General features: G+C 73.1%; 17 protein-coding genes. 6 read left to right on the forward strand and 11 right to left on the reverse strand.

Annotation, left to right across the window (positions count from 1 at the left end; translation table 11 throughout):
* Positions 1–25: 25 nt before the first annotated feature.
* A complete protein-coding gene (locus tag OHA81_RS04860; RefSeq protein WP_329193104.1) occupies positions 26–1,153 on the reverse strand; it encodes a PLP-dependent cysteine synthase family protein in 1,128 nt (375 codons plus the stop codon).
* 319 nt (positions 1,154–1,472) lie between these two features.
* Here OHA81_RS04860 and OHA81_RS04865 point away from each other — a divergent pair, with 319 nt between their 5' ends.
* Complete coding sequence (locus tag OHA81_RS04865) at positions 1,473–2,015, forward strand: ATP-binding protein (RefSeq protein ID WP_329193106.1); 543 nt, start codon at positions 1,473–1,475, stop codon at positions 2,013–2,015.
* A 93-nt stretch (positions 2,016–2,108) separates the two neighbouring features.
* Here the strand turns inward: OHA81_RS04865 and OHA81_RS04870 are convergent, their stop codons facing one another.
* Both OHA81_RS04870 and OHA81_RS04875 read right to left on the reverse strand, forming a co-directional pair.
* Positions 2,109–3,407 (reverse strand): ROK family protein, encoded by a 1,299-nt coding sequence (locus OHA81_RS04870; RefSeq protein ID WP_329193108.1) that lies wholly within the window; start codon positions 3,405–3,407, stop codon positions 2,109–2,111.
* Between the two features lie 40 nt (positions 3,408–3,447).
* On the reverse strand, positions 3,448–4,098 hold the full coding sequence (locus OHA81_RS04875) for an alpha-ketoglutarate-dependent dioxygenase AlkB family protein (protein ID WP_329193110.1): 651 nt from the start codon (positions 4,096–4,098) through the stop codon (positions 3,448–3,450).
* A gap of 37 nt (positions 4,099–4,135) precedes the next feature.
* On the opposite strand from OHA81_RS04875, the gene OHA81_RS04880 reads away from it, so the two are divergent.
* Positions 4,136–4,876, forward strand: a complete 741-nt coding sequence (locus tag OHA81_RS04880; protein WP_329193112.1) for a maleylpyruvate isomerase family mycothiol-dependent enzyme — start codon at positions 4,136–4,138, stop codon at positions 4,874–4,876.
* Between the two features lie 21 nt (positions 4,877–4,897).
* On the opposite strand, the gene OHA81_RS04885 is transcribed toward OHA81_RS04880, so the two are convergent.
* On the reverse strand, positions 4,898–5,860 hold the full coding sequence (locus tag OHA81_RS04885; protein WP_329193113.1) for a spherulation-specific family 4 protein: 963 nt from the start codon (positions 5,858–5,860) through the stop codon (positions 4,898–4,900).
* Positions 5,861–6,279: 419 nt separating this feature from the next.
* Positions 6,280–7,470 (reverse strand): geranylgeranyl reductase family protein, encoded by a 1,191-nt coding sequence (locus OHA81_RS04890; protein WP_329201991.1) that lies wholly within the window; start codon positions 7,468–7,470, stop codon positions 6,280–6,282.
* Between the two features lie 271 nt (positions 7,471–7,741).
* Here OHA81_RS04890 and OHA81_RS04895 point away from each other — a divergent pair, with 271 nt between their 5' ends.
* Together OHA81_RS04895 and OHA81_RS04900 are read left to right on the forward strand one after the other, a co-directional pair.
* Positions 7,742–9,106 (forward strand): dipeptidase, encoded by a 1,365-nt coding sequence (locus tag OHA81_RS04895; protein ID WP_329193115.1) that lies wholly within the window; start codon positions 7,742–7,744, stop codon positions 9,104–9,106.
* 74 nt (positions 9,107–9,180) lie between these two features.
* Complete coding sequence (locus OHA81_RS04900; RefSeq protein WP_329193117.1) at positions 9,181–9,879, forward strand: MBL fold metallo-hydrolase; 699 nt, start codon at positions 9,181–9,183, stop codon at positions 9,877–9,879.
* Between the two features lie 127 nt (positions 9,880–10,006).
* Here OHA81_RS04900 and OHA81_RS04905 read toward each other — a convergent pair whose 3' ends face one another.
* Positions 10,007–11,044 (reverse strand): NUDIX hydrolase, encoded by a 1,038-nt coding sequence (locus tag OHA81_RS04905; protein WP_329193119.1) that lies wholly within the window; start codon positions 11,042–11,044, stop codon positions 10,007–10,009.
* A gap of 233 nt (positions 11,045–11,277) precedes the next feature.
* Between OHA81_RS04905 and OHA81_RS04910 the strand changes: the two genes are divergently transcribed.
* Positions 11,278–12,264: a LacI family DNA-binding transcriptional regulator gene (locus tag OHA81_RS04910; RefSeq protein ID WP_329201992.1), complete on the forward strand. Its 987-nt coding sequence runs from the start codon at positions 11,278–11,280 to the stop codon at positions 12,262–12,264.
* A 45-nt stretch (positions 12,265–12,309) separates the two neighbouring features.
* Here the strand turns inward: OHA81_RS04910 and OHA81_RS04915 are convergent, their stop codons facing one another.
* The 5 genes from OHA81_RS04915 to OHA81_RS04935 all read right to left on the reverse strand — a co-directional run bounded on the left by OHA81_RS04915 (position 12,310) and on the right by OHA81_RS04935 (position 16,960).
* Positions 12,310–13,608 carry a DUF6986 family protein gene (locus OHA81_RS04915; protein WP_329193120.1) on the reverse strand — a complete coding sequence of 433 codons (1,299 nt, stop codon included), beginning with the start codon at positions 13,606–13,608 and terminating at the stop codon, positions 12,310–12,312.
* A 163-nt stretch (positions 13,609–13,771) separates the two neighbouring features.
* Entirely contained in the window at positions 13,772–14,734 is a 963-nt protein-coding gene (locus OHA81_RS04920) for an electron transfer flavoprotein subunit alpha/FixB family protein (RefSeq protein ID WP_329193121.1), read from the reverse strand.
* 61 nt (positions 14,735–14,795) lie between these two features.
* Positions 14,796–15,581 (reverse strand): electron transfer flavoprotein subunit beta/FixA family protein, encoded by a 786-nt coding sequence (locus tag OHA81_RS04925; protein WP_190184144.1) that lies wholly within the window; start codon positions 15,579–15,581, stop codon positions 14,796–14,798.
* A 202-nt stretch (positions 15,582–15,783) separates the two neighbouring features.
* A complete protein-coding gene (locus tag OHA81_RS04930) occupies positions 15,784–16,320 on the reverse strand; it encodes a flavin reductase family protein (protein ID WP_329193124.1) in 537 nt (178 codons plus the stop codon).
* Between the two features lie 301 nt (positions 16,321–16,621).
* The gene (locus OHA81_RS04935; protein ID WP_329193125.1) at positions 16,622–16,960 is read right to left on the reverse strand and encodes a TlpA family protein disulfide reductase; all 339 of its coding nucleotides are present in this window, start codon (positions 16,958–16,960) and stop codon (positions 16,622–16,624) included.
* A gap of 212 nt (positions 16,961–17,172) precedes the next feature.
* Here OHA81_RS04935 and OHA81_RS04940 point away from each other — a divergent pair, with 212 nt between their 5' ends.
* Positions 17,173–17,895, forward strand: a complete 723-nt coding sequence (locus OHA81_RS04940) for a lysophospholipid acyltransferase family protein (RefSeq protein WP_329193127.1) — start codon at positions 17,173–17,175, stop codon at positions 17,893–17,895.
* Positions 17,896–17,924 lie beyond the last annotated feature (29 nt).

Raw genomic sequence — 17,924 nt, forward strand, 5'->3', positions numbered from 1 at the left:
GCCCGGGCCGGCGGGCACGCCCCGATCAGGCCGAGGGTTCCCGCCAGGTCCCCGTCGTCAGCAGCGTCTCGATGGTCTTCGTGTACGGGGCGATGTCCAGCTTTTGCGCCGCCAGCCATTCGTCCGAGTAGTACTTGTCGAGGTAGCGGTCGCCCGGGTCGCACAGCAGGGTCACGACACTGCCCGTACGGCCCTGCGCCACCATCTCCGAGACGATCTTGAGCGCGCTCCACAGGCCCGTGCCGGTCGAGCCGCCCGCCTTGCGCCCGATGGCCTGCTCCAGGGCCCGGCACGCGGCGACGCTCGCCGCGTCCGGCACCTTCATCATGCGGTCGATGGCGCCGGGCACGAAGCTCGGTTCCATCCGGGGGCGGCCGATTCCCTCGATGCGCGAACCGCAATCGCTGCTCGCGTCCGGGTCGCCCTGGGTCCAGCCGTCGAAGAAGCAGGAGTTCTCCGGGTCGGGCACGCAGATCCGGGTGTCGTGCTGCATGTAGTGGACGTAGCGCGCGATCGTCGCGGAGGTGCCGCCGGTTCCGGCCGTCGCCACGATCCAGGTCGGTTCCGGGTACCGCTCAAGGCGCAGCTGCTGGTAGATCGACTCCGCGATGTTGTTGTTGCCGCGCCAGTCCGTGGCCCGCTCCGCGTAGGTGAACTGGTCCATGTAGTGCCCGCCGGTGCGTGCCGCCAGCTCCGCGGACTCCTCGTACATCTTCATGGGGTCGTCCACGAAGTGGCAGGTGCCGCCGTGGAATTCGATGAGGCGGCACTTCTCGGGGCTGGTGGTGCGCGGCATGACGGCGACGAACGGGACACCGATCAGCTTGGCGAAGTACGCCTCGGAGACCGCGGTCGAACCGGAGGAGGCCTCGATGACCGGGCGGCCGGGACGGATCCAGCCGTTGCACAGGGCGTACAGGAACAGGGAACGGGCCAGCCGGTGCTTGAGGGAGCCGGTCGGGTGCGTGGACTCGTCCTTCAAGTAGAGGTCGATGCCCCATTCCTCGGGGAGCGGGAAGCGCAGCAGGTGGGTGTCGGCGGACCGGTTGGCATCGGCCTGGACCTTGCGCACGGCTTCGTTCAGCCAGGCCCGGTAGTCCGCGTCGCTGCGGTCGACGTCGTCGACTCGGGCGGTGGTACTGGTCGTGCTCATGCGCCTTGCTCCTTCATCACTTCCGTGGCCCCCTGCCTTCGCAATGTACCTCCCTCACCTGCGCAAACAGTTCCTTTGGGTTTCCATGCGCATGGCTTTAGGGGGCCGGGTGAGCGGCCTGCGTCCGGGCTGCGGAACGGCCCGCCGCGCACCCGCAGGCGGCTTTCGGACGGCGGACCGACGGCTTTCGGACGGGTGCCGGACACCGGGACCAGATCATCGGGCCCGTTCGGTTGCACACCGGCGCACCGTGGGTGACCCTGGTGAGGCGTCACAGAGGGTGCAGCACCCGTAACACTCATGTCGGGGAGTCGCAGCCGTGATAAGTCATTCCCGCAGGCACTGCGTCGTCGAACTGCAGGCCCTGCCCGCGCGGATCGGCCAGATCCGCAGAATCGTTTCTGCACAACTGCGTCACTGGCAGCTCGACCCCCTCATCGACCGGGCCGCGCTCGGCGTGACGGAGCTGCTCAGCAACGTGCACCGCCACGCGCAGCCGGACAAGGTCTGCAGGGTGGAGATCGAATTCCGGCTGGGCCGGCTCACCGTCTCTGTGCACGACAGCGATCCGCGGCTGCCCGTGGTGCGCGAGTCCGCGGCTCTGGAGACCTGCGGACGCGGCCTCGCGCTCGTGGCCGCGATCAGCGAGGCCTGGGGTGCCCGGCACCAGCAGGAGGGGCCCGGCAAGGTGGTCTGGTTCTCCCTGCGGGCGGCTCCCGCCTCCACGGCGCCGACCCGAACCGTGCGGATCTCCTCCAAGGCTGTACGAGAGCCCGCCCCGGCGGCGCTCTACGCCGTGGAACCGGCGGCCGTCGTCGCAGCCGTGCCGGTATCGGCCCGGGCCGGCACCAGGCCCGGGTAGCCCGCGCCCGCCGCACCCCCACCGCCGGGACCCGGAGCACGCCGCCTCCCGGCCCCCGGCCCCGGCCGGCAGCCTGCACACCCTGCCCCGCCCTCAGGCGGCGGTGCCCAGCGCCCCCAGCGGGTCGTCCAGCACCGGCTGCCACGCCAGCTCCGCCGCGCCGACCAGGCTGTTGTGGTCCAGGGTGCACGGCAGGATCGGCACCCCGCCGCTGCGCCCCCAAAGGCTCCTGTCCGCGACCACCGCGCGCAGCCGCTCCGGATCCGCCTGGAGCAGCTCCCGGTGCAGACCGCCCAGGATGATCCGGTCCGGGTTCAGGATGTTCACCAGACCCGCCAGCCCCAGTCCCAGCCGGTCGATGAGTTCCTCGGCGGCCGCCCGTACGGCCGGATCCGCGAACTCGGCGTGCAACAGGTCCCGCGCCTGCTGGAGCAGCGACACCTCGGGGCCGGGCGTACGGCCCGCCGCCGTCAGGAAGGCCAGCGGGTCCGCCTCCACGTCGAGGCAACCCCGGCTCCCGCAGTGACAGGCCCGCCCCTCCGGGTTCACGGTGAGGTGGCCGACCTCCAGGGCCAGACCGGCGCTGCCGGTGTGCAGGCGGCCGTCGAGCACCAGCGCCCCGCCGACCCCCCGGTGGCCGGTGGCCACGCACAGCAGGTGCTGCGCGCTGCGGCCCGCGCCGTGGCGGTGCTCCGCGAGCGCGGCGAGGTTGACGTCGTTGCCGGTGAGGGCGGGGCCGTCGATCCCGGCAGCTTTCACCCGTTCGGCGAAGATGGCCCGGACCGGGGATCCGGCCGGCCAGGCCAGGTGCAGGGGGTTCAGTGCGGTTCCCTCGGGCTCCGCGACCGCAGAGGGAACGGCGAGGCCCGCGCCGATGCAGCGCCGCCCGGACTCGGCGAGCAGCGCGGCGCCCGCGTCGACGACGGCGCCGAGGACCTGCGCCGGGTCGGCGGAGACGGTGACCTTGCCGGGGGCCGTGGCCACGATCCGGCCGCCGAGGCCGACGAGGGCGGCCCGGAAGCCGTCCGGGTGCACCTGGGCGGCCAGCGCGACCGGGCCGTTCTCCTCCACGGCGAGCCGGTGCGAGGGCCGGCCCTGGGTACCGCCGGCGCCACCGGGGCGGGAGTCGACGCGGATCAGGCCGAGCGCCTCCAGTTCGGCGGCGACCGCTCCGGCGGTGGCGCGGGTGACGCCCAGCTTGGCGGTCAGCACCGCCCGGGTCGGGGCACGGCCGGTGTGCACGAGTTCCAACGCGGGGCCCAGCGCGCCGCGGCCCCGCTCCAGTCTGGTCCTCGTGGCCGCCGCTGCCCGGTCGGCGGCGGAGGCCGCCGATGAGACCGTGGACACCGTGGACGCGTCCCCCACCCGCCGCGGGGCCCCGTTGCCGTTCATGACAGCGATCCTCGCACGAGCGGGAGGGGCCGGGCGCCGATCAGGGCAGGAGGCCGCCGACCCGCAGTGTGATGTTCAGCCGCCCCGTCAGACCCAGCTCGGGCGGCGCGGTGCCGGGCATGACCTTCGGCACCCCGTGGTAGGCGAGCCGGCTCGGTCCGCCGAAGACGAACAGGTCGCCGCTGCGCAGTTCCACGTCCTGGTACGGGCGGCCGCGCGAGGCGGTGTTGCCGAAGCGGAACAGACAGGAGTCGCCGAGGCTGAGGGAGACGACGGGGGCCGCCGACTTCTCGTCGGAGTCCCTGTGCATGCCCATGCGGGAGTCGCCGTCGTAGAAGTTGACGAGGGCGATGTCGTACGCCTCGTCCGGTGGCCGCCCGTAGGCGTCGGTGACGGCGGTGCGCCCGAGTGCGGCAAGCCAGGGGGGCATCGGCTTGACCGGCGCGCCGTCGCCGTCGACGGCGGTACGCGCATATCCGTACGGGTACCAGTGCAGCCCCAGGCACACCTGGCGGGCGGTCATCGTCCCGCCGCCGGGGGTGTGCACGGTGCGCAGCCCCCCCGGCGGCCGGGCCCACTCGCGGCAGGCGGTGAGCAGCTCGCGCTGCCGGCGCCGGTCGAGCCAGTCGGGCAGGTGCACCGCGCCGGGGGCGATCTCGGTCCGCTCGCGCGGGAAGAGTTCCCCTTCCATGTCCCCATTGTCAGGGGTGGCTGGCACACTCCCGTCCATGGAGATCATCGACTTTGTGGAGACGCTGGCCCGCGAGGGCGAGCTGATGGCCCAGGCGGCCGAACGCGCGGGTACGGACGCCCCGGTGCCGACCTGCCCCGACTGGCGGGTCGCCGATCTGCTGCGGCACACCGGGGCGGTCCACCGCTGGGCGGCCGGGTACGTCGGGGGCGCGGTGACGGAACCGGGTCCGTTCCCGCAGGCACCGGACGCGACGGGGTCCGAGCTGCTGGCCTGGTTCCGGGAGGGGCACGCGGCGCTGGTGCGGACGCTGGGCGAGGCTCCGGCGGATGTGGAGTGCTGGACGTTCCTGCCGACCGCGCCGTCCCCCCTGGGGTTCTGGGCCCGCCGTCAGGCGCACGAGACGACGGTGCACCGGTTCGACGCGCAGGCTGCGCTCGGCGTCCCGTTCTCCATGGTGACCCCGGAGTTCGCCGAGGACGGGGTGGACGAGCTGCTGACCGGCTTCCACGCCCGCTCGCGCAGCGGGGTGCGCAGCGAGAAGCCCCAGGTCATACGGATACGGGCGACCGACACGGGCGCGGTGTGGACGGTGCACCTGTCGCAGGAGCCGCCGCGCACGGCGCGGGGGGACTCCGGGACCCCGGCGGACCTCGATCTGGCGGGCGAGGCGGCCCGGCTGTACGCGACCCTGTGGAACCGCCTCCCCTTGACCGGCCCCGATGACGCCGGACACCCCCTCGCGCGGCTGTGGAGGGAGGCGTCCCCGATCATCTGACGGCGTCCGGCCCCGCCGTCGCTAGCCGAGGGTGGCGAAGCCGGTCTGGCCGGAGTAGGGCCAGGCCGGTGGCGTGTTCCACGGGTTGGGCATGGCGGCGCTGGTTGCGTAGGCGTAGCCCGCGCCTCGGTCGAAGGCGGTGCGGAGCGTGGAGCGCATGGCGGAGGCGTCCGGGACGTCGTGGACGAGGTGCCAGAACGCCGTGCCGCTCGGGTCGAGTTCGCTGCCGGCGCGGTAGCCGCCGGACGTGTTGAAGACGTTGCCGCCCAGCCAGCCTCCGGAGGTGTAGGCGGCGTAGGTGTCCTCGAAGGTGACGAAGACGTCGGCCGTACGGTGGCCGGGTTCCAGGTAGCAGTCCGCGATGGCGGTGCCCGGGTTGTTCACCACCAGGTCCCCTGCGGACGGATCGGTGGCGTGCATGGCGTCCTCGACGTAGTGGCGCAGCTGCTCGTACAGGTCGCGGGTGGCGTTCGCGGGGCCGCAGTCCCGGCCGACGACGTCGAAGAAGACGCCGTCGACGTGCAGGCGGCCGTCGGGCGTCTTCACGTAGTTGTCCACGGAGGCCTTGACGGCGGCCACGTCGCGGTTGCCGTGGTCGGTGTGGACGTAGCCGAGCACCTTTGTCCGCTCGCCGGTCGCCGTGGTGCCGGCGCGCAGGGCGTCCGCGCGGGCCTGCCAGCGGGCGTCGAACGGGGAGTCGCCGTTGCCCGGGTTGAGGACGACCACCGATACGGCCGGGCCGGCGGCGGCCAGAGCGGACAGCATCGGGGCGTCCGCCCCCACGTAGGCGGGGACCGCGACCTCCAGGCCCCGCACGCCGGGGGCCCGCGGGCCGGGCGGCGCGACGGGAGCCGGAGCCGGTGCGGAGGTCCGCGCGGCGGCCGACGGGGCTGCGGCCGGGGCCGTGCAGGCGGGCGCCGTGGCGACCAGGAGGAGGACGGTCGCAGCGGCGTACAGCGCCTTCACGACGCGGGCGCGGGCCATGGCTGTTCCTCCGACGGCGGCAGGGGGGGACCCGAGGAACAGTAGACGCGGAGCCGGGCCGAAAAAGCCGAACTCCCCTGCATTCATACGACGAACAGAAGAGCGACGGATCGTTTCGGCCGCCCGTGGCTTCCCCCGTCCGTCGCTCCGCGGCGCGCGGGACGAAGGGTCGACGGGCAGGTGCCCGGCGCTGCCGGCAGCCATCCGCAGGCCGGTCCTCGGGGCGCCGTGCGGCCCGGCGCGGCTTCGGGGCGGCGGGCGGGGCAGGTACGGGGCCGGGGACGGGGAGTCCGTCGGTCGGGGTCGGTGCGCGGGGCCGGGGCGCCGGGGTAGGTGCGAGCGCGGCGACGCGCGCGAGCTGCGCCACCCGCGCTGAGGGCCGCCCGCCCCGCACGGGGCCGGGCGGCACTCGCGCCGGCTCAGCCCTGGCGTCGGCGCGCCTGGCGCCCGTCCAGAACGTGCAGGGCCTTGCGGGCGAGCGGGTACGCCCGTACCAGCTCGGCCAGCGTCGTCGAGCCGCGGGTGATCCGGGCGAAGGCCAGCCAGGCCGGACGCAGGCCGGTGATCGCCGCGTGCAACAGCCCGGGCTTCGCCTCGAACAGCGCCAGCATGCGCGTGCCGACGCCCATCTCCACGCCCAGCCCCGCCTTGACCGCGAAGGCGTAGTTCAGCGCCTGGCGACGGGCGTCCACCGCGTCCTGCGCCTCGGAGATCTTCACGGCCCACTCACCCGCGAGCCGCCCCGAGCGCAGCGCGAAGGAGATGCCCTCACGCGTCCACGGCTCCAGCAGCCCCGCCGCGTCACCCGCCACCAGCACCCGGCCGCGCGAGAGCGGCGAATCGGGCTTCCGGCAGCGGGTGAGGTGCCCCGAGGAGACGGCGGGCTCGAATCCGGCCAGACCCAGGCGGGCGATGAAGTCGTCCAGGTAGCGCTTCGTGGCCGCGCCCTCGCCCTTCGCCGAGATGACGCCGACCGTGAGGGTGTCGCCCTTGGGGAAGACCCAGCCGTAACTGCCCGGCAGGGGGCCCCAGTCGATGAGCACCCGCCCCTTCCAGTCCTCGGCGACGGTCTGCGGGACCGGAATTTCCGCCTCCAGGCCGAGGTCTACCTGGTCCATCTCGACGCCGACATGGGCGCCGATCCGGCTCGCGCTGCCGTCCGCGCCGACCACGGCCCGGCACAGCACCGTCTCCCCGTCCGCGAGGACCACGGCCACCGTACGCCGGTCGGGTACCGCCGCCCCGTGCTGCTCGACGCGGCTCACGGCCGTTCCCGTACGGACGGTCGCGCCCGCCTTCTCCGCCTCCGCGACCAGTGCCGCGTCGAACTCGGCCCTGTTGACCATCCCGAACAGCATGCCGCGCGAGCGCCGGGTCCGGGTCAGCCGCCCGTTCATCGAGAAGGTGACCGCGTTGATCCGGTCCTTGAAGGGCAGGACGAAGCCCGGCGGCAGGGCGTCCCGCGAGGGGCCGATGATGCCTCCGCCGCAGGTCTTGTACCGGGGCAGTTCGGCCTTCTCCAGCAGCAGGACGCGCCGCCCGGCGCTCGCCGCCGCATGGGCCGCCGAGGCCCCGGCCGGTCCGGCCCCCACCACGACCACGTCCCACACCTCGCCGTTCCCGCCGGTGCTCCCCTCGTCGGCCCGCCCGGTGGCGTTCTGCTCTGCGCTCGCGCCCTGTACCTCGTCGTCGCTGCTCACGATGTGCTGCTGCTCCTGATCAGGCTGTTCCTCGGATGCCGGGGAAATCCTACGGCGAGAGATCGTCCCGGCTCGCTGTGCGAGGATCGATGCTGTCTTTCGCCGTACCCGCCCTACGCGCACCACGCGGATGCGGGAGGCGTACACGTACATCAACGTCGCACCCAAGAGGAGCGTGCCCATGTCGCCGATTCCGGTCGCCCAGACCATCGCCTCGCTGATGCCCCGTGCCCGGCAGGAGCTGGCCGAGCTGGTGGCCTTCCGGTCGGTGGCGGACTTCTCGCAGTTCCCCCGGAGCGAGAGCGAGGCCGCCGCGAACTGGGTGGCGGACGCGCTCCGCGCCGAGGGCTTCCAGGACGTGGCGCTGCTCGACACCCCCGACGGCACGCAGTCGGTGTACGGCTACCTGCCCGGCCCCGAGGGCGCGCCGACCGTCCTGCTCTACGCCCACTACGACGTGCAGCCGCCGCTGGACGACGCCGCCTGGATCTCTCCGGCCTTCGAGCTGACGGAGCGGGACGGCCGCTGGTACGGGCGCGGCGCCGCCGACTGCAAGGGCGGCTTCATCATGCACCTGCTGGCGCTGCGGGCACTCAAGGCCGACGGCGGGGTGCCGGTCGGCGTGAAGGTGATCGTGGAGGGCTCGGAGGAGCAGGGCACCGGGGGCCTCCAGCAGTACGCCGAGGCGCACCCGGAGCTGCTGGCCGCCGACACCATCGTCATCGGCGACGCGGGCAACTTCCGGCTGGGGCTGCCGACGGTGACGGCCACGCTGCGCGGGATGACCCTCGTCAAGGTCAAGATCGACACCCTGGCCGGGAACCTGCACTCCGGGATGTTCGGCGGTGTGGCGCCCGACGCGCTGGCCGCCCTGATCCGCGTGCTGGACTCGCTGCGGGCCGAGGACGGCTCGACGACGGTGGACGGGCTGGCCTCGGACGCGGTCTGGGAGGGGCTCCAGTACCCGGAGGCGGAGTTCCGGGCCGACGCGAAGGTCCTGGACGGCGTGGGCCTGATCGGCGAGGGCACGATCGCGGACCGGCTCTGGGCCCGCCCGGCCGTCACCGTCCTCGGGATCGACTGCCCGCCGGTGGTCGGCGCGACGCCGTCGGTCCACGCGAGCGCGGGCGCGCTGATCAGCCTGCGGGTGCCGCCGGGCGTGGACACGGCGGAGGCCATCAAGCTGCTGGAGGCGCACCTGGTGGCGCACACCCCGTGGCAGGCCCGGCTGGAGCTGGAGGTCGTGGGTCAGGGGCAGCCGTTCCAGGCCGACACGAGCAGCCCCGCGTACGCGTCCATGGCGGCGGCCATGGAGGTCGCGTACCCCGGCCAGGAAATGCAGGTCAGCGGGATGGGCGGGTCGATCCCGCTGTGCAACACGCTGACGTCGCTGTACCCGGAGGCGGAGATGCTGCTGATCGGTCTGAGCGAGCCCGAGGCGCAGATCCACGCGGTGAACGAGAGCGTCTCCCCGGAGGAACTGGAGCGTCTGGCGGTGGCGGAGGCCCTGTTCCTCGTGAACTACGCCCGGTCCAAGGGTATTTGACCTACGCCACGGGTGAACTCCGCTTCCGGTGAAACGCGCACCGGGAGCGGAGGGTGCGCGCTTACGTTCGACCCATGACCGGACTCGATCTGGTGGAGGTCGTCCCCCACCGCCTTCACATGCTGCGTTTCCCCATCGGCCAGGCGTACTTGTGGCAGGACGACCAGGCCCTGACGCTGGTCGACGCCGGCCACGCGGGCGCCGCCGACGCGATCGAAGGGGCGATCCGTTCGCTGGGCCTGCTCCCGGAGCGGCTGGAGCGGATCGTACTGACCCACTGCCACCGCGACCACGTGGGCTCGGCGGGGGAACTCGGCGCCCGGTGGGGTGCGCGGATCGTGGCGCACCGGCTGGACGCCCCCGTGATCCGGGGCGAGCAGCCGGTGCCCGAGCCGGTGCTCTCGGACTGGGAACTCCCCTTGTACGCGCACGGTCTGACCGCCCCGCAGGCGGCGCCGACCCCGGTGGACCAGGAGGTGGAGGACGGCGAGCAGCTGCCGTTCGGGGGCGGCGCGGTGGTGGTGCACGCCCCGGGGCACACGCCGGGCAGCATCGGCGTGCACCTGCCGGAGCACGGCGTGCTGTTCACCGGGGACTGCGTGGCGGGAGTTGGGCAGGTCATGCTCGGCGTGTTCAACGTGGACGGCGCCCAGGCCCTCGCCTCCTTCCGCCGGCTGGCCGCCCTGTCCCCGTCCGTGGCCTGCTTCGGCCACGGCGACCCCCTGACCACCGCCACCGCCGACACCCTCCGCAAGGCCGCGGGCGCCGCCTGACGACGTGGTCCGGCCCGGCCCCGGCCGGCACCTTCAGGCCGGCACCTCCCGTACGGGGCCGCCGGTTGCGTTGACGCCGGGCTGCCCGCTCACCGCCCCGTAGTCCGCCCGCTGCCCGCCGCACGGGCTACGGCACCGGCCGGCCCGCCTCCAGGTACAGGGGGTGGCCGCGTTCGCGGGCACGCAGGGCCCACCGCAGGCGCTCGAAGCGGACCGGCGGCAGCAAGCGGGCCGCCTCCGCCTCCGTCACGAACCGCCACTCCCGCAGCTCCGGCCCCGGCAGCCGCAGCTCCGCGATCTCCCGCTCCCCCAGCCGTCCCCCGTCGAACAGCAGCCGCAGCCCCCCGTACCCGGGGGGCACCGGCCGCTCCCAGTCGACCACCAGCAGCTCCGGCAACCGCTCCAGTGCCAGCCCCAGCTCCTCCTCGACCTCCCGCACGCCCGCGCACGCCGGGGCCTCGCCGGGCTCCACGACGCCGCCGGGGAACTCCCACCCCGGCTTGTACGTCGGGTCCACCAGCAGCACCCGCCCCTGCCCGTCGAAGAGCAGGACCCCCGAGGCCACCGTCTCCCGCGTCGGCTCCGGCGTCTGCACGATCTCGCACACCGGCGCCGACCCCGTCCGCACCGCTTCCGCGATCCGCTCCGCCGTCTCGCGCACCGTCAGCCGCCCGTTGTCGATGACGTGCGCGTCGGCCGTCAGCCAGCCCAGCGCCTGCCGGTACGCGGGGATGTGGTCGTACGCCCACTGCCTGACCCGGACGTTCACCTCCTGCGGCGCGCCCGGCTCCTCCCGGGTGGCGATCCGCTGGCGCAGAATCGTTTCCTCGGGGGCCAGCAGCACATGCCGCACCGGTATCCGCCGCGCCGCGAGCCCGCCGAAGATCTCGTCGCGGTACTCCTGGCGCAGCAGCGTCATCGGCACGACCAGCACCCCGCCCAGCTCCGCCAGCATCGCCGCCGCCGTCTCCACGACGAGCCGTCGCCAGCTCGGCAGGTCCTGGTAGTCGGCGACCTCCGCGAGCCGCTTGCGCGGGAGCAGCACCCGCAGGGCGTCACCGACGAACTCCGGGTCGAACACGGTGCTGTCCGGCAGGAGTGCGGTCAGTTCACGGGCCGTGCTGGTCTTCCCGGCACCGAACGCGCCGTTGATCCAGACAATCACGTCTACCCCTCTCCGATGGCTCGCCTCGAAGCCCCCAGTGGCTTGCCCGCCTCACCCTGCCACGGAAACCCGCTCCCGGGCGGAGTGCTTATCCTCAAGGTCAGAGCCTGGTCCCGCGTCCTTGTCCGTGCCCCGCCCGTGTCTTCGCCCGCGTCCCGCCCGACCGCTTCGCCGGAGGTCCCGTGCCCCACACCCGCCGCCCCGCCGTACCCCGTTACGGCAACAGGCCGACCATGAAGGACGTGGCCGCCCAGGCAGGCGTGGGCCTCAAGACGGTCTCCCGGGTGGTCAACGGCGAGCCGGGCGTCACCCCCGACACCGAAAGGCGCGTCCAAGAGGCCATCGAAACGCTGGGGTTCCGGCGCAACGACAGCGCCCGCGTGCTGCGCAAGGGCCGCACCGCCACCGTGGGCCTGGTCCTGGAGGACCTGGCCGACCCCTTCTACGGTCCGCTGAACCGGGCCGTGGAGGAAGTGGCCCGCGCCCACGGGGCGCTGCTCATCAACGGCTCCAGCGCCGAAGACCCCGAGCGGGAGCGCGAGTTGGCCCTGGCACTGTGCGCCCGCCGGGTGGACGGGCTCATCGTGATCCCGGCCGGGGACGACCACCGCTACCTGGAGCCGGAGATCCGGGCGGGCGTGGCCACGGTGTTCGTGGACCGCCCCGCGGGGCGGATCGACGCGGACGTGGTCCTGTCGGACAACTTCGGCGGCGCCCGGGACGGCGTGGCGCACCTGATAGCCGGGGGTCACCGCCGGATCGGCTTCATCGGCGACCATCCCCGCATCCACACGGCGACGGAACGCCTGCGCGGCTACCGCGCGGCCATGGCGGCCTCCGGGCTGCCCGTGGACGAGTCCTGGGTGGCCCTGGGACCGACCGCGCCCGGCCCGGTCGCGGCCGCCGCCCGCCGGATGCTTTCGGCCCCCGAGCCGGTCACCGCCCTGTTCGCGGGCAACAACCGGGTGACGGTCACGGCGGTGCGCGTCCTGGCCGCCGAGCCGCGCCCGGTGGCCCTGGTCGGGTTCGACGACTTCGAGCTGGCCGACCTGCTGCGTCCCGGGGTGAGCGTGGTCGCCCAGGACGCGGCGGCCCTGGGGCGGGTCGCCACGGACCGCCTCTTCCAGCGTCTGGCGGGCGCCGATCTGCCCCCGGCCCGCATCGAGCTGCCCACCCGCCTGGTGCCCCGCGGCTCGGGCGAATTGCCCCCGGCGGCCTGAAACCCGCGGGGGGGCTCCGGGCCGCCCGGGGCGGGCGCGCCGGGGTCAGGCGGTCGTCTTCAGCGTCGCCGAGCGGCGCGGGATCGCGAAGGCGTCCAGCTCGGCGCGGGTGAGGCCGGTCAGGGCCGTGACCTCTTCGGTCCCGACCGCCCCGCAGTCGAGGCCGCGGACCAGGTAGCCGGCCAGGGCCTTGGCGGTGGCGGGCTCGTCCATGACGTCACCCTCGATCTTGGCCACGTACGCCTTCAGGCGGGCGGCCGCGGCTTCCAGACCCTCGCGGTAGAAGGTGTAGACGGCTGCGTACCGGGTCGGAAGGTGGCCCGGGTGCATGTCCCAGCCCTGGTAGTAGGCGCGGGCCAGCGCCCGCCGGGTGAGCCCGTAGTGCAGCTTCCAGGCTTCGTGTACGTGCTCGGTGGTACCGATCGGCAGGACGTTGGTCGAGCCGTCGGAGACGCGTACGCCGGTGCCCGCGGCGGCGACCTGCATGATCGCCTTGGCGTGGTCGGCGGCGGGGTGGTCGCTCGACTGGTAGGCGGCGGAGACGCCGACGCAGGCGCTGTAGTCGAAGGTGCCGTAGTGCAGGCCGGTGGCGCGGCCCTTGGCCGCCTCGATCATGCGGGCCACGGTGGCGGTGCCGTCGGAGGCGACGATCGACTGGCTGGTCTCGATCTGGATCTCGAAGCCGATCCGGCCCGGGCGCAGGCCCCGGGCGCTCTCGAAGGCCTCCAGCAGTTCGACGAACGCGCTGACCTGCTCGGCGTAGGTGACCTTCGGGAGGGTGAGCACGAGGCCCTCGGGCAGGTCGCCGTGTTCCAGGAGCCCGGAGAGGAAGACGTCGGTGGTGCGGATGCCGCGGTCGCGGACGTTGGACTCCATGCACTTCATGCGGATGCCCATGTACGGGGCGTTCGTGCCGTTGGCGAAGGCCTCCGAGACGAGGCGGGCGGCGCGGGCGGCGGTCTGGTCCTCCTCGGCGTCGGAGCGGACGCCGAAGCCGTCCTCGAAGTCGACGCGGAGGTCCTCGATGGGCTCGGAGGCGAGCTTGGCGCGTACGCGCTCGTAGACGGGTGCGGCGAGCTCGTCGGAGATGCCGAGCACCTTGGCGAAGGTGGCGGCGTCCGGGGCGTGCTCGTCGAGGGCCGCCAGGGCCTGGTCGCCCCAGGAGCGGATGGTGTCCGCGGCGAAGACGTCGCCGGGGACGTAGACCGTGTGGATGGGCTGGCGGGTCCCGGGGTCGCCCGGGTAGTGCCGCGCGAGTTCGGCGTCCACCGGCGCGAGGGAGGCGCTGATGCCCTCGCTGACCGCGCCTGCGAGGCTCGTCGCCACCTTCTCCTGCTGACCCATCGTGCACTCTCCTCTTTTCCGCTTCACGGAAGCTTAGATCCGCATAGCAGAATTTAGTCACGTGGTTCCGCTCCGTCAATGGTCCCTCCGCCGCACCCGGCAAACGACTCGGGGCCGTGCGGTGACGAACACCACACGGCCCCGGGGCCCAGAGATGCGCAGGTCAGCCCTTGCGCGCCTTGATCTCGTCGGTCAGCTGCGGGACGACCGTGAAGAGGTCGCCGACCACGCCGTAGTCGACCAGGTCGAAGATCGGGGCCTCGGCGTCCTTGTTGATGGCCACGATGGTCTTCGAGGTCTGCATGCCGGCCCGGTGCTGGATCGCGCCCGAGATGCCGGAGGCGATGTACAGCTGCGGGGAGACCGACTTGCCGGTCTGGCCGACCTGGTTGGTGTGCGGGTACCAGCCGGCGTCGACGGCGGCGCGCGAGGCGCCGACCGCCGCACCGAGGGAGTCCGCGAGGTCCTCGATGAGGTGGAAGTTCTCGGCGCCGTTGACGCCACGGCCACCCGAGACCACGATCGCGGCCTCGGTCAGCTCCGGACGGCCGGTGGACTCGCGCGGGGTGCGGGAGACGACCTTGGTGCCGGTGGCCAGGGCGCCGAAGGAGACGGCGAGCGCCTCGACGGTGCCGGCGGCCGGGGCGGCCTCGACCGGAGCCGAGTTCGGCTTGACGGTGATGACCGGGGTGCCCTTGGAGACGCGGGACTTGGTGGTGAAGGACGCGGCGAACGCGGACTGCGTCGCGACCGGGCCCTCGTCACCCGCCTCCAGGTCGGTGGCGTCGGTGATGATGCCGGAGCCGATGCGGACCGCGAGGCGGGCCGCGACCTCCTTGCCCTCGGCGGAGGAGGGGACGAGCACGGCGGCCGGCGAGACGGCCTCGTAGGCGGCCTGGAGGGCGTCCACCTTCGGGACGACGAGGTACTCGGCGAACTCGGGGGCGTCGGCGGTGAGGACCTTGACGGCGCCGTGCTCGGCGAGCACGGCGGCGGTGTTCTCGGCGCCGGCGCCGAGGGCGACCGCGACGGGCTCGCCGATGCGGCGGGCCAGGGTCAGCAGTTCGAGGGTGGGCTTGCGGACGGCGCCGTCCACGTGGTCGACGTAGACGAGGACTTCAGCCATGGGAGTGCTCCTGCGAATGCGAAGTAGTCAGGGGGCGATCGAGAGGGTGTCGGCGAAGCTCTTAGATGAACTTCTGGCCGGCGAGGAACTCCGCCAGCTGCTTGCCGCCCTCGCCCTCGTCCTTGACGATCGTGCCGGCGGTCCGGGCCGGGCGCTGCGCGGCGGAGTCGACCTTGGTCCAGGAGCCCTCCAGGCCGACCTCGTCGGCCTCGATCTCCAGCTCCTCCAGGTCCCAGGACTCCACCGGCTTCTTCTTGGCCGCCATGATGCCCTTGAAGGACGGGTAGCGGGCCTCGCCGGACTGGTCGGTCACCGAGACGAGCGCCGGCAGGGAGGCCTGCAGCTGCTCGCTCGCGGTGTCGCCGTCGCGGCGGCCGGTCACGGTGCCGTCCTCGACCTTGACCTCGGAGAGCAGGGTGACCTGCGGGACGCCCAGGCGCTCGGCGAGGATCGCCGGGAGCACGCCCATGGTGCCGTCGGTGGACGCCATGCCGGTGATGACCAGGTCGTAACCGGCCTTCTCGATGGCCTTGGCGAGCACGAGCGAGGTGCCCATGACGTCGGAGCCGTGCAGGTCGTCGTCCTCGACGTGGATGGCCTTGTCGGCGCCCATGGAGAGCGCCTTGCGCAGCGCGTCCTTGGCGTCCTCGGGACCGACGGTCAGGACGGTGATCTCCGCGTCGTCCGCCTCGTCGGCGATCTGGAGCGCCTGCTCGACGGCGTACTCGTCGAGTTCCGACAGCAGACCGTCGACGTCGTCGCGGTCGACGGTCAGGTCATCGGCGAAGTGCCGGTCGCCGGTGGCGTCGGGTACGTACTTCACACAGACAACGATCCTCAGGCTCACGCCGACTCTCCTACCGCATCGTCTTTTTCTGGTACCGCCTTGTGCAGGCAGCATAGGCGCCTTGTCGGGCGGATCCCGATCGGGGCGGCCCGCGTCCCGAAGGGAATGTTACTCGTCAGTACACAGTGGGTCTTCCCCGGTGGCAAGGCCGCCGAACTGTGATCTGGCCAACGCCACCCGAACCCGCCCCAGCAGGGACGATTCAGTCCCGCAACGCGTTGAAGCGCCCCTGGTGGTAGAGGAGCGGACGGCCCTCACCGCCGGCGTGCACCTCCGGGTCCCCGGACACCACCTCGGCGATGATCACCCGGTGGGCACCGGCGGGCACCCGCGCCACCACCCGGCACACCAGCCACGCCAGCACCCCGGACAGGACCGGCACCCCGTGCGGGCCCTCGGCCCAGTCGGTGGCCGGTCCGAAACGGTCGGCGCCGCTGCGCGCGAAGAGCCCGGCCAGCTCCCGCTGGTGCTCGGCGAGTATGTGCACGCCGAGGTGGTCGCAGTCGCGTACGGCGGGCCAGCTGGAGGAGCCGGTGCCGATCGTGAAGGAGAGCAGCGGCGGGTCGGCGGAGACCGAGTTGAGCGAGGTCGCGGTGAACCCCACCGGGACGCCGCCGCTCGTGGTGGAGGTGATGACCGCGACTCCGGCAGCGTGCTGGCGGAAGACGGAGCGCAGCAGGTCGGGGGATCCGGCCGTGCCGGTGGTGAAACGGGGGGACGGAGCCGTCGGGGCCGTCATGAGGGGGCTTCCTTCTGCCGCGCGGGGCGCGGGCGAAGTCGGGGATCGGGGGTCGGGGACGTTCAGTGATCCCAACAGCGCGCGCTCGCGTAGCGGACCAGGTCGACGTGGACCCGTCCGTAAAGCAGGAGTTCATACCGCATGTGGTCAGCCTGGCGATCTCTCGTGTACACAGTCAAGCCGCTCCGGCCGGATGTCGGGCGCGTCACGCCCGGTGCGGGAGCGTGCACCGGCGCGTGCGATCCCCCCGCCCGGCCCGCACGGCCTCTCGACCCGCCCGCAAGGCCCCTCGCCCCGCTCGTCACACTGCCGCCCCGAGGGCGGCGATCACGTCGGCCTTGCGCGGCATCCCGGCGGCCCGCGAGACGATCCGCCCGGCGGCGTCCAGCACCAGCACGGTCGGGGTCTTCTCGATGCCGAGGGAGCGTACGAGCTCCAGGTTCCGCTCGGCGTCCACTTCGACGTGCGTGACGCCGTCCACCATGGAGGCGACATCGGCGAGGATCCGCCGGGTGGCCCGGCAGGGCTGGCAGAACGCGCTGGAGAACTGGACGAGCGTGGCCCGCTCCCCCGGTTCCCCGCCCAGCTCGGCGGCGCCCAGCCGTGCCCCGTCCCCGTGCCCGCGCTCCCCGGCTGCCATCAGTACCCCTGCCCTCGCTCCGGTCGTACGCTGATCCGAGCGCCCCGCCCGTGCGCCGCATTCCCGGCGTGACGAGAATCTCCTTGGGCACACGCGTCTGGACTGGCTCACGGGCCGGTATGTGGGGCACCATCCCCATGGTCGCGTACCTACGCTTCCGTAACTTCCGGCCGGGAGCACCTCCCCAGGCAGAAAGCGGGGTCTCCCCACCAATGGCTGAGCTCGTCTACCCACCCGTGATCGGCGCCGCGCACACGCTCTTCCGTGCGCTGGACATCCGTATCGACATGAAGGGTACGGAGAACATCCCGCGCAAGGGCGGGGCGGTCCTGGTCTCCAACCACATCGGCTACCTCGACTTCATCTTCGCCGGTCTTGCGGCGCGGCCGCAGAAGCGGCTGGTGCGCTTCATGGCGAAGGAGTCGGTGTTCCGGCACAAGGTGTCCGGCCCGCTGATGCGCGCGATGAAGCACATCCCGGTGGACCGCGCGCAGGGTGAATCGGCGTACCAGCACGCGCTGGACTCGCTGCGCTCCGGCGAGATCATCGGGGTGTTCCCCGAGGCGACCATCTCCCAGTCCTTCACGCTCAAGAGCTTCAAGTCGGGCGCGGCCCGCATGGCGCAGGAGGCCGGCGTCCCGCTGATCCCCGTCGCGCTCTGGGGTACCCAGCGGCTGTGGACCAAGGGCCGGCCGAAGGACCTCAAGCGCAGCCACATCCCGGTGACGATGCGGGTGGGCGAGCCGCTGGAGGCGCCGACGGACCAGTACGCGGGGGCCATCACCCGCCGCCTGCGCGAGCGGGTGCAGGAACTGCTGGACGCCGCGCAGCGCGCGTATCCGGCCAAGCCGAAGGGCCCCGAGGACTCCTGGTGGCTCCCGGCGCACCTGGGCGGTACCGCCCCGACCGCGGCGCAGGTCAAAGAAGCGGGCTGAGCACCGGCCCGGGATGAGGGCAGGACCCG

The sequence above is a fragment of the Streptomyces sp. NBC_00667 genome (genome assembly GCF_036226825.1).
In the GTDB taxonomy this organism is placed as follows: Bacteria; Actinomycetota; Actinomycetes; order Streptomycetales; family Streptomycetaceae; genus Streptomyces.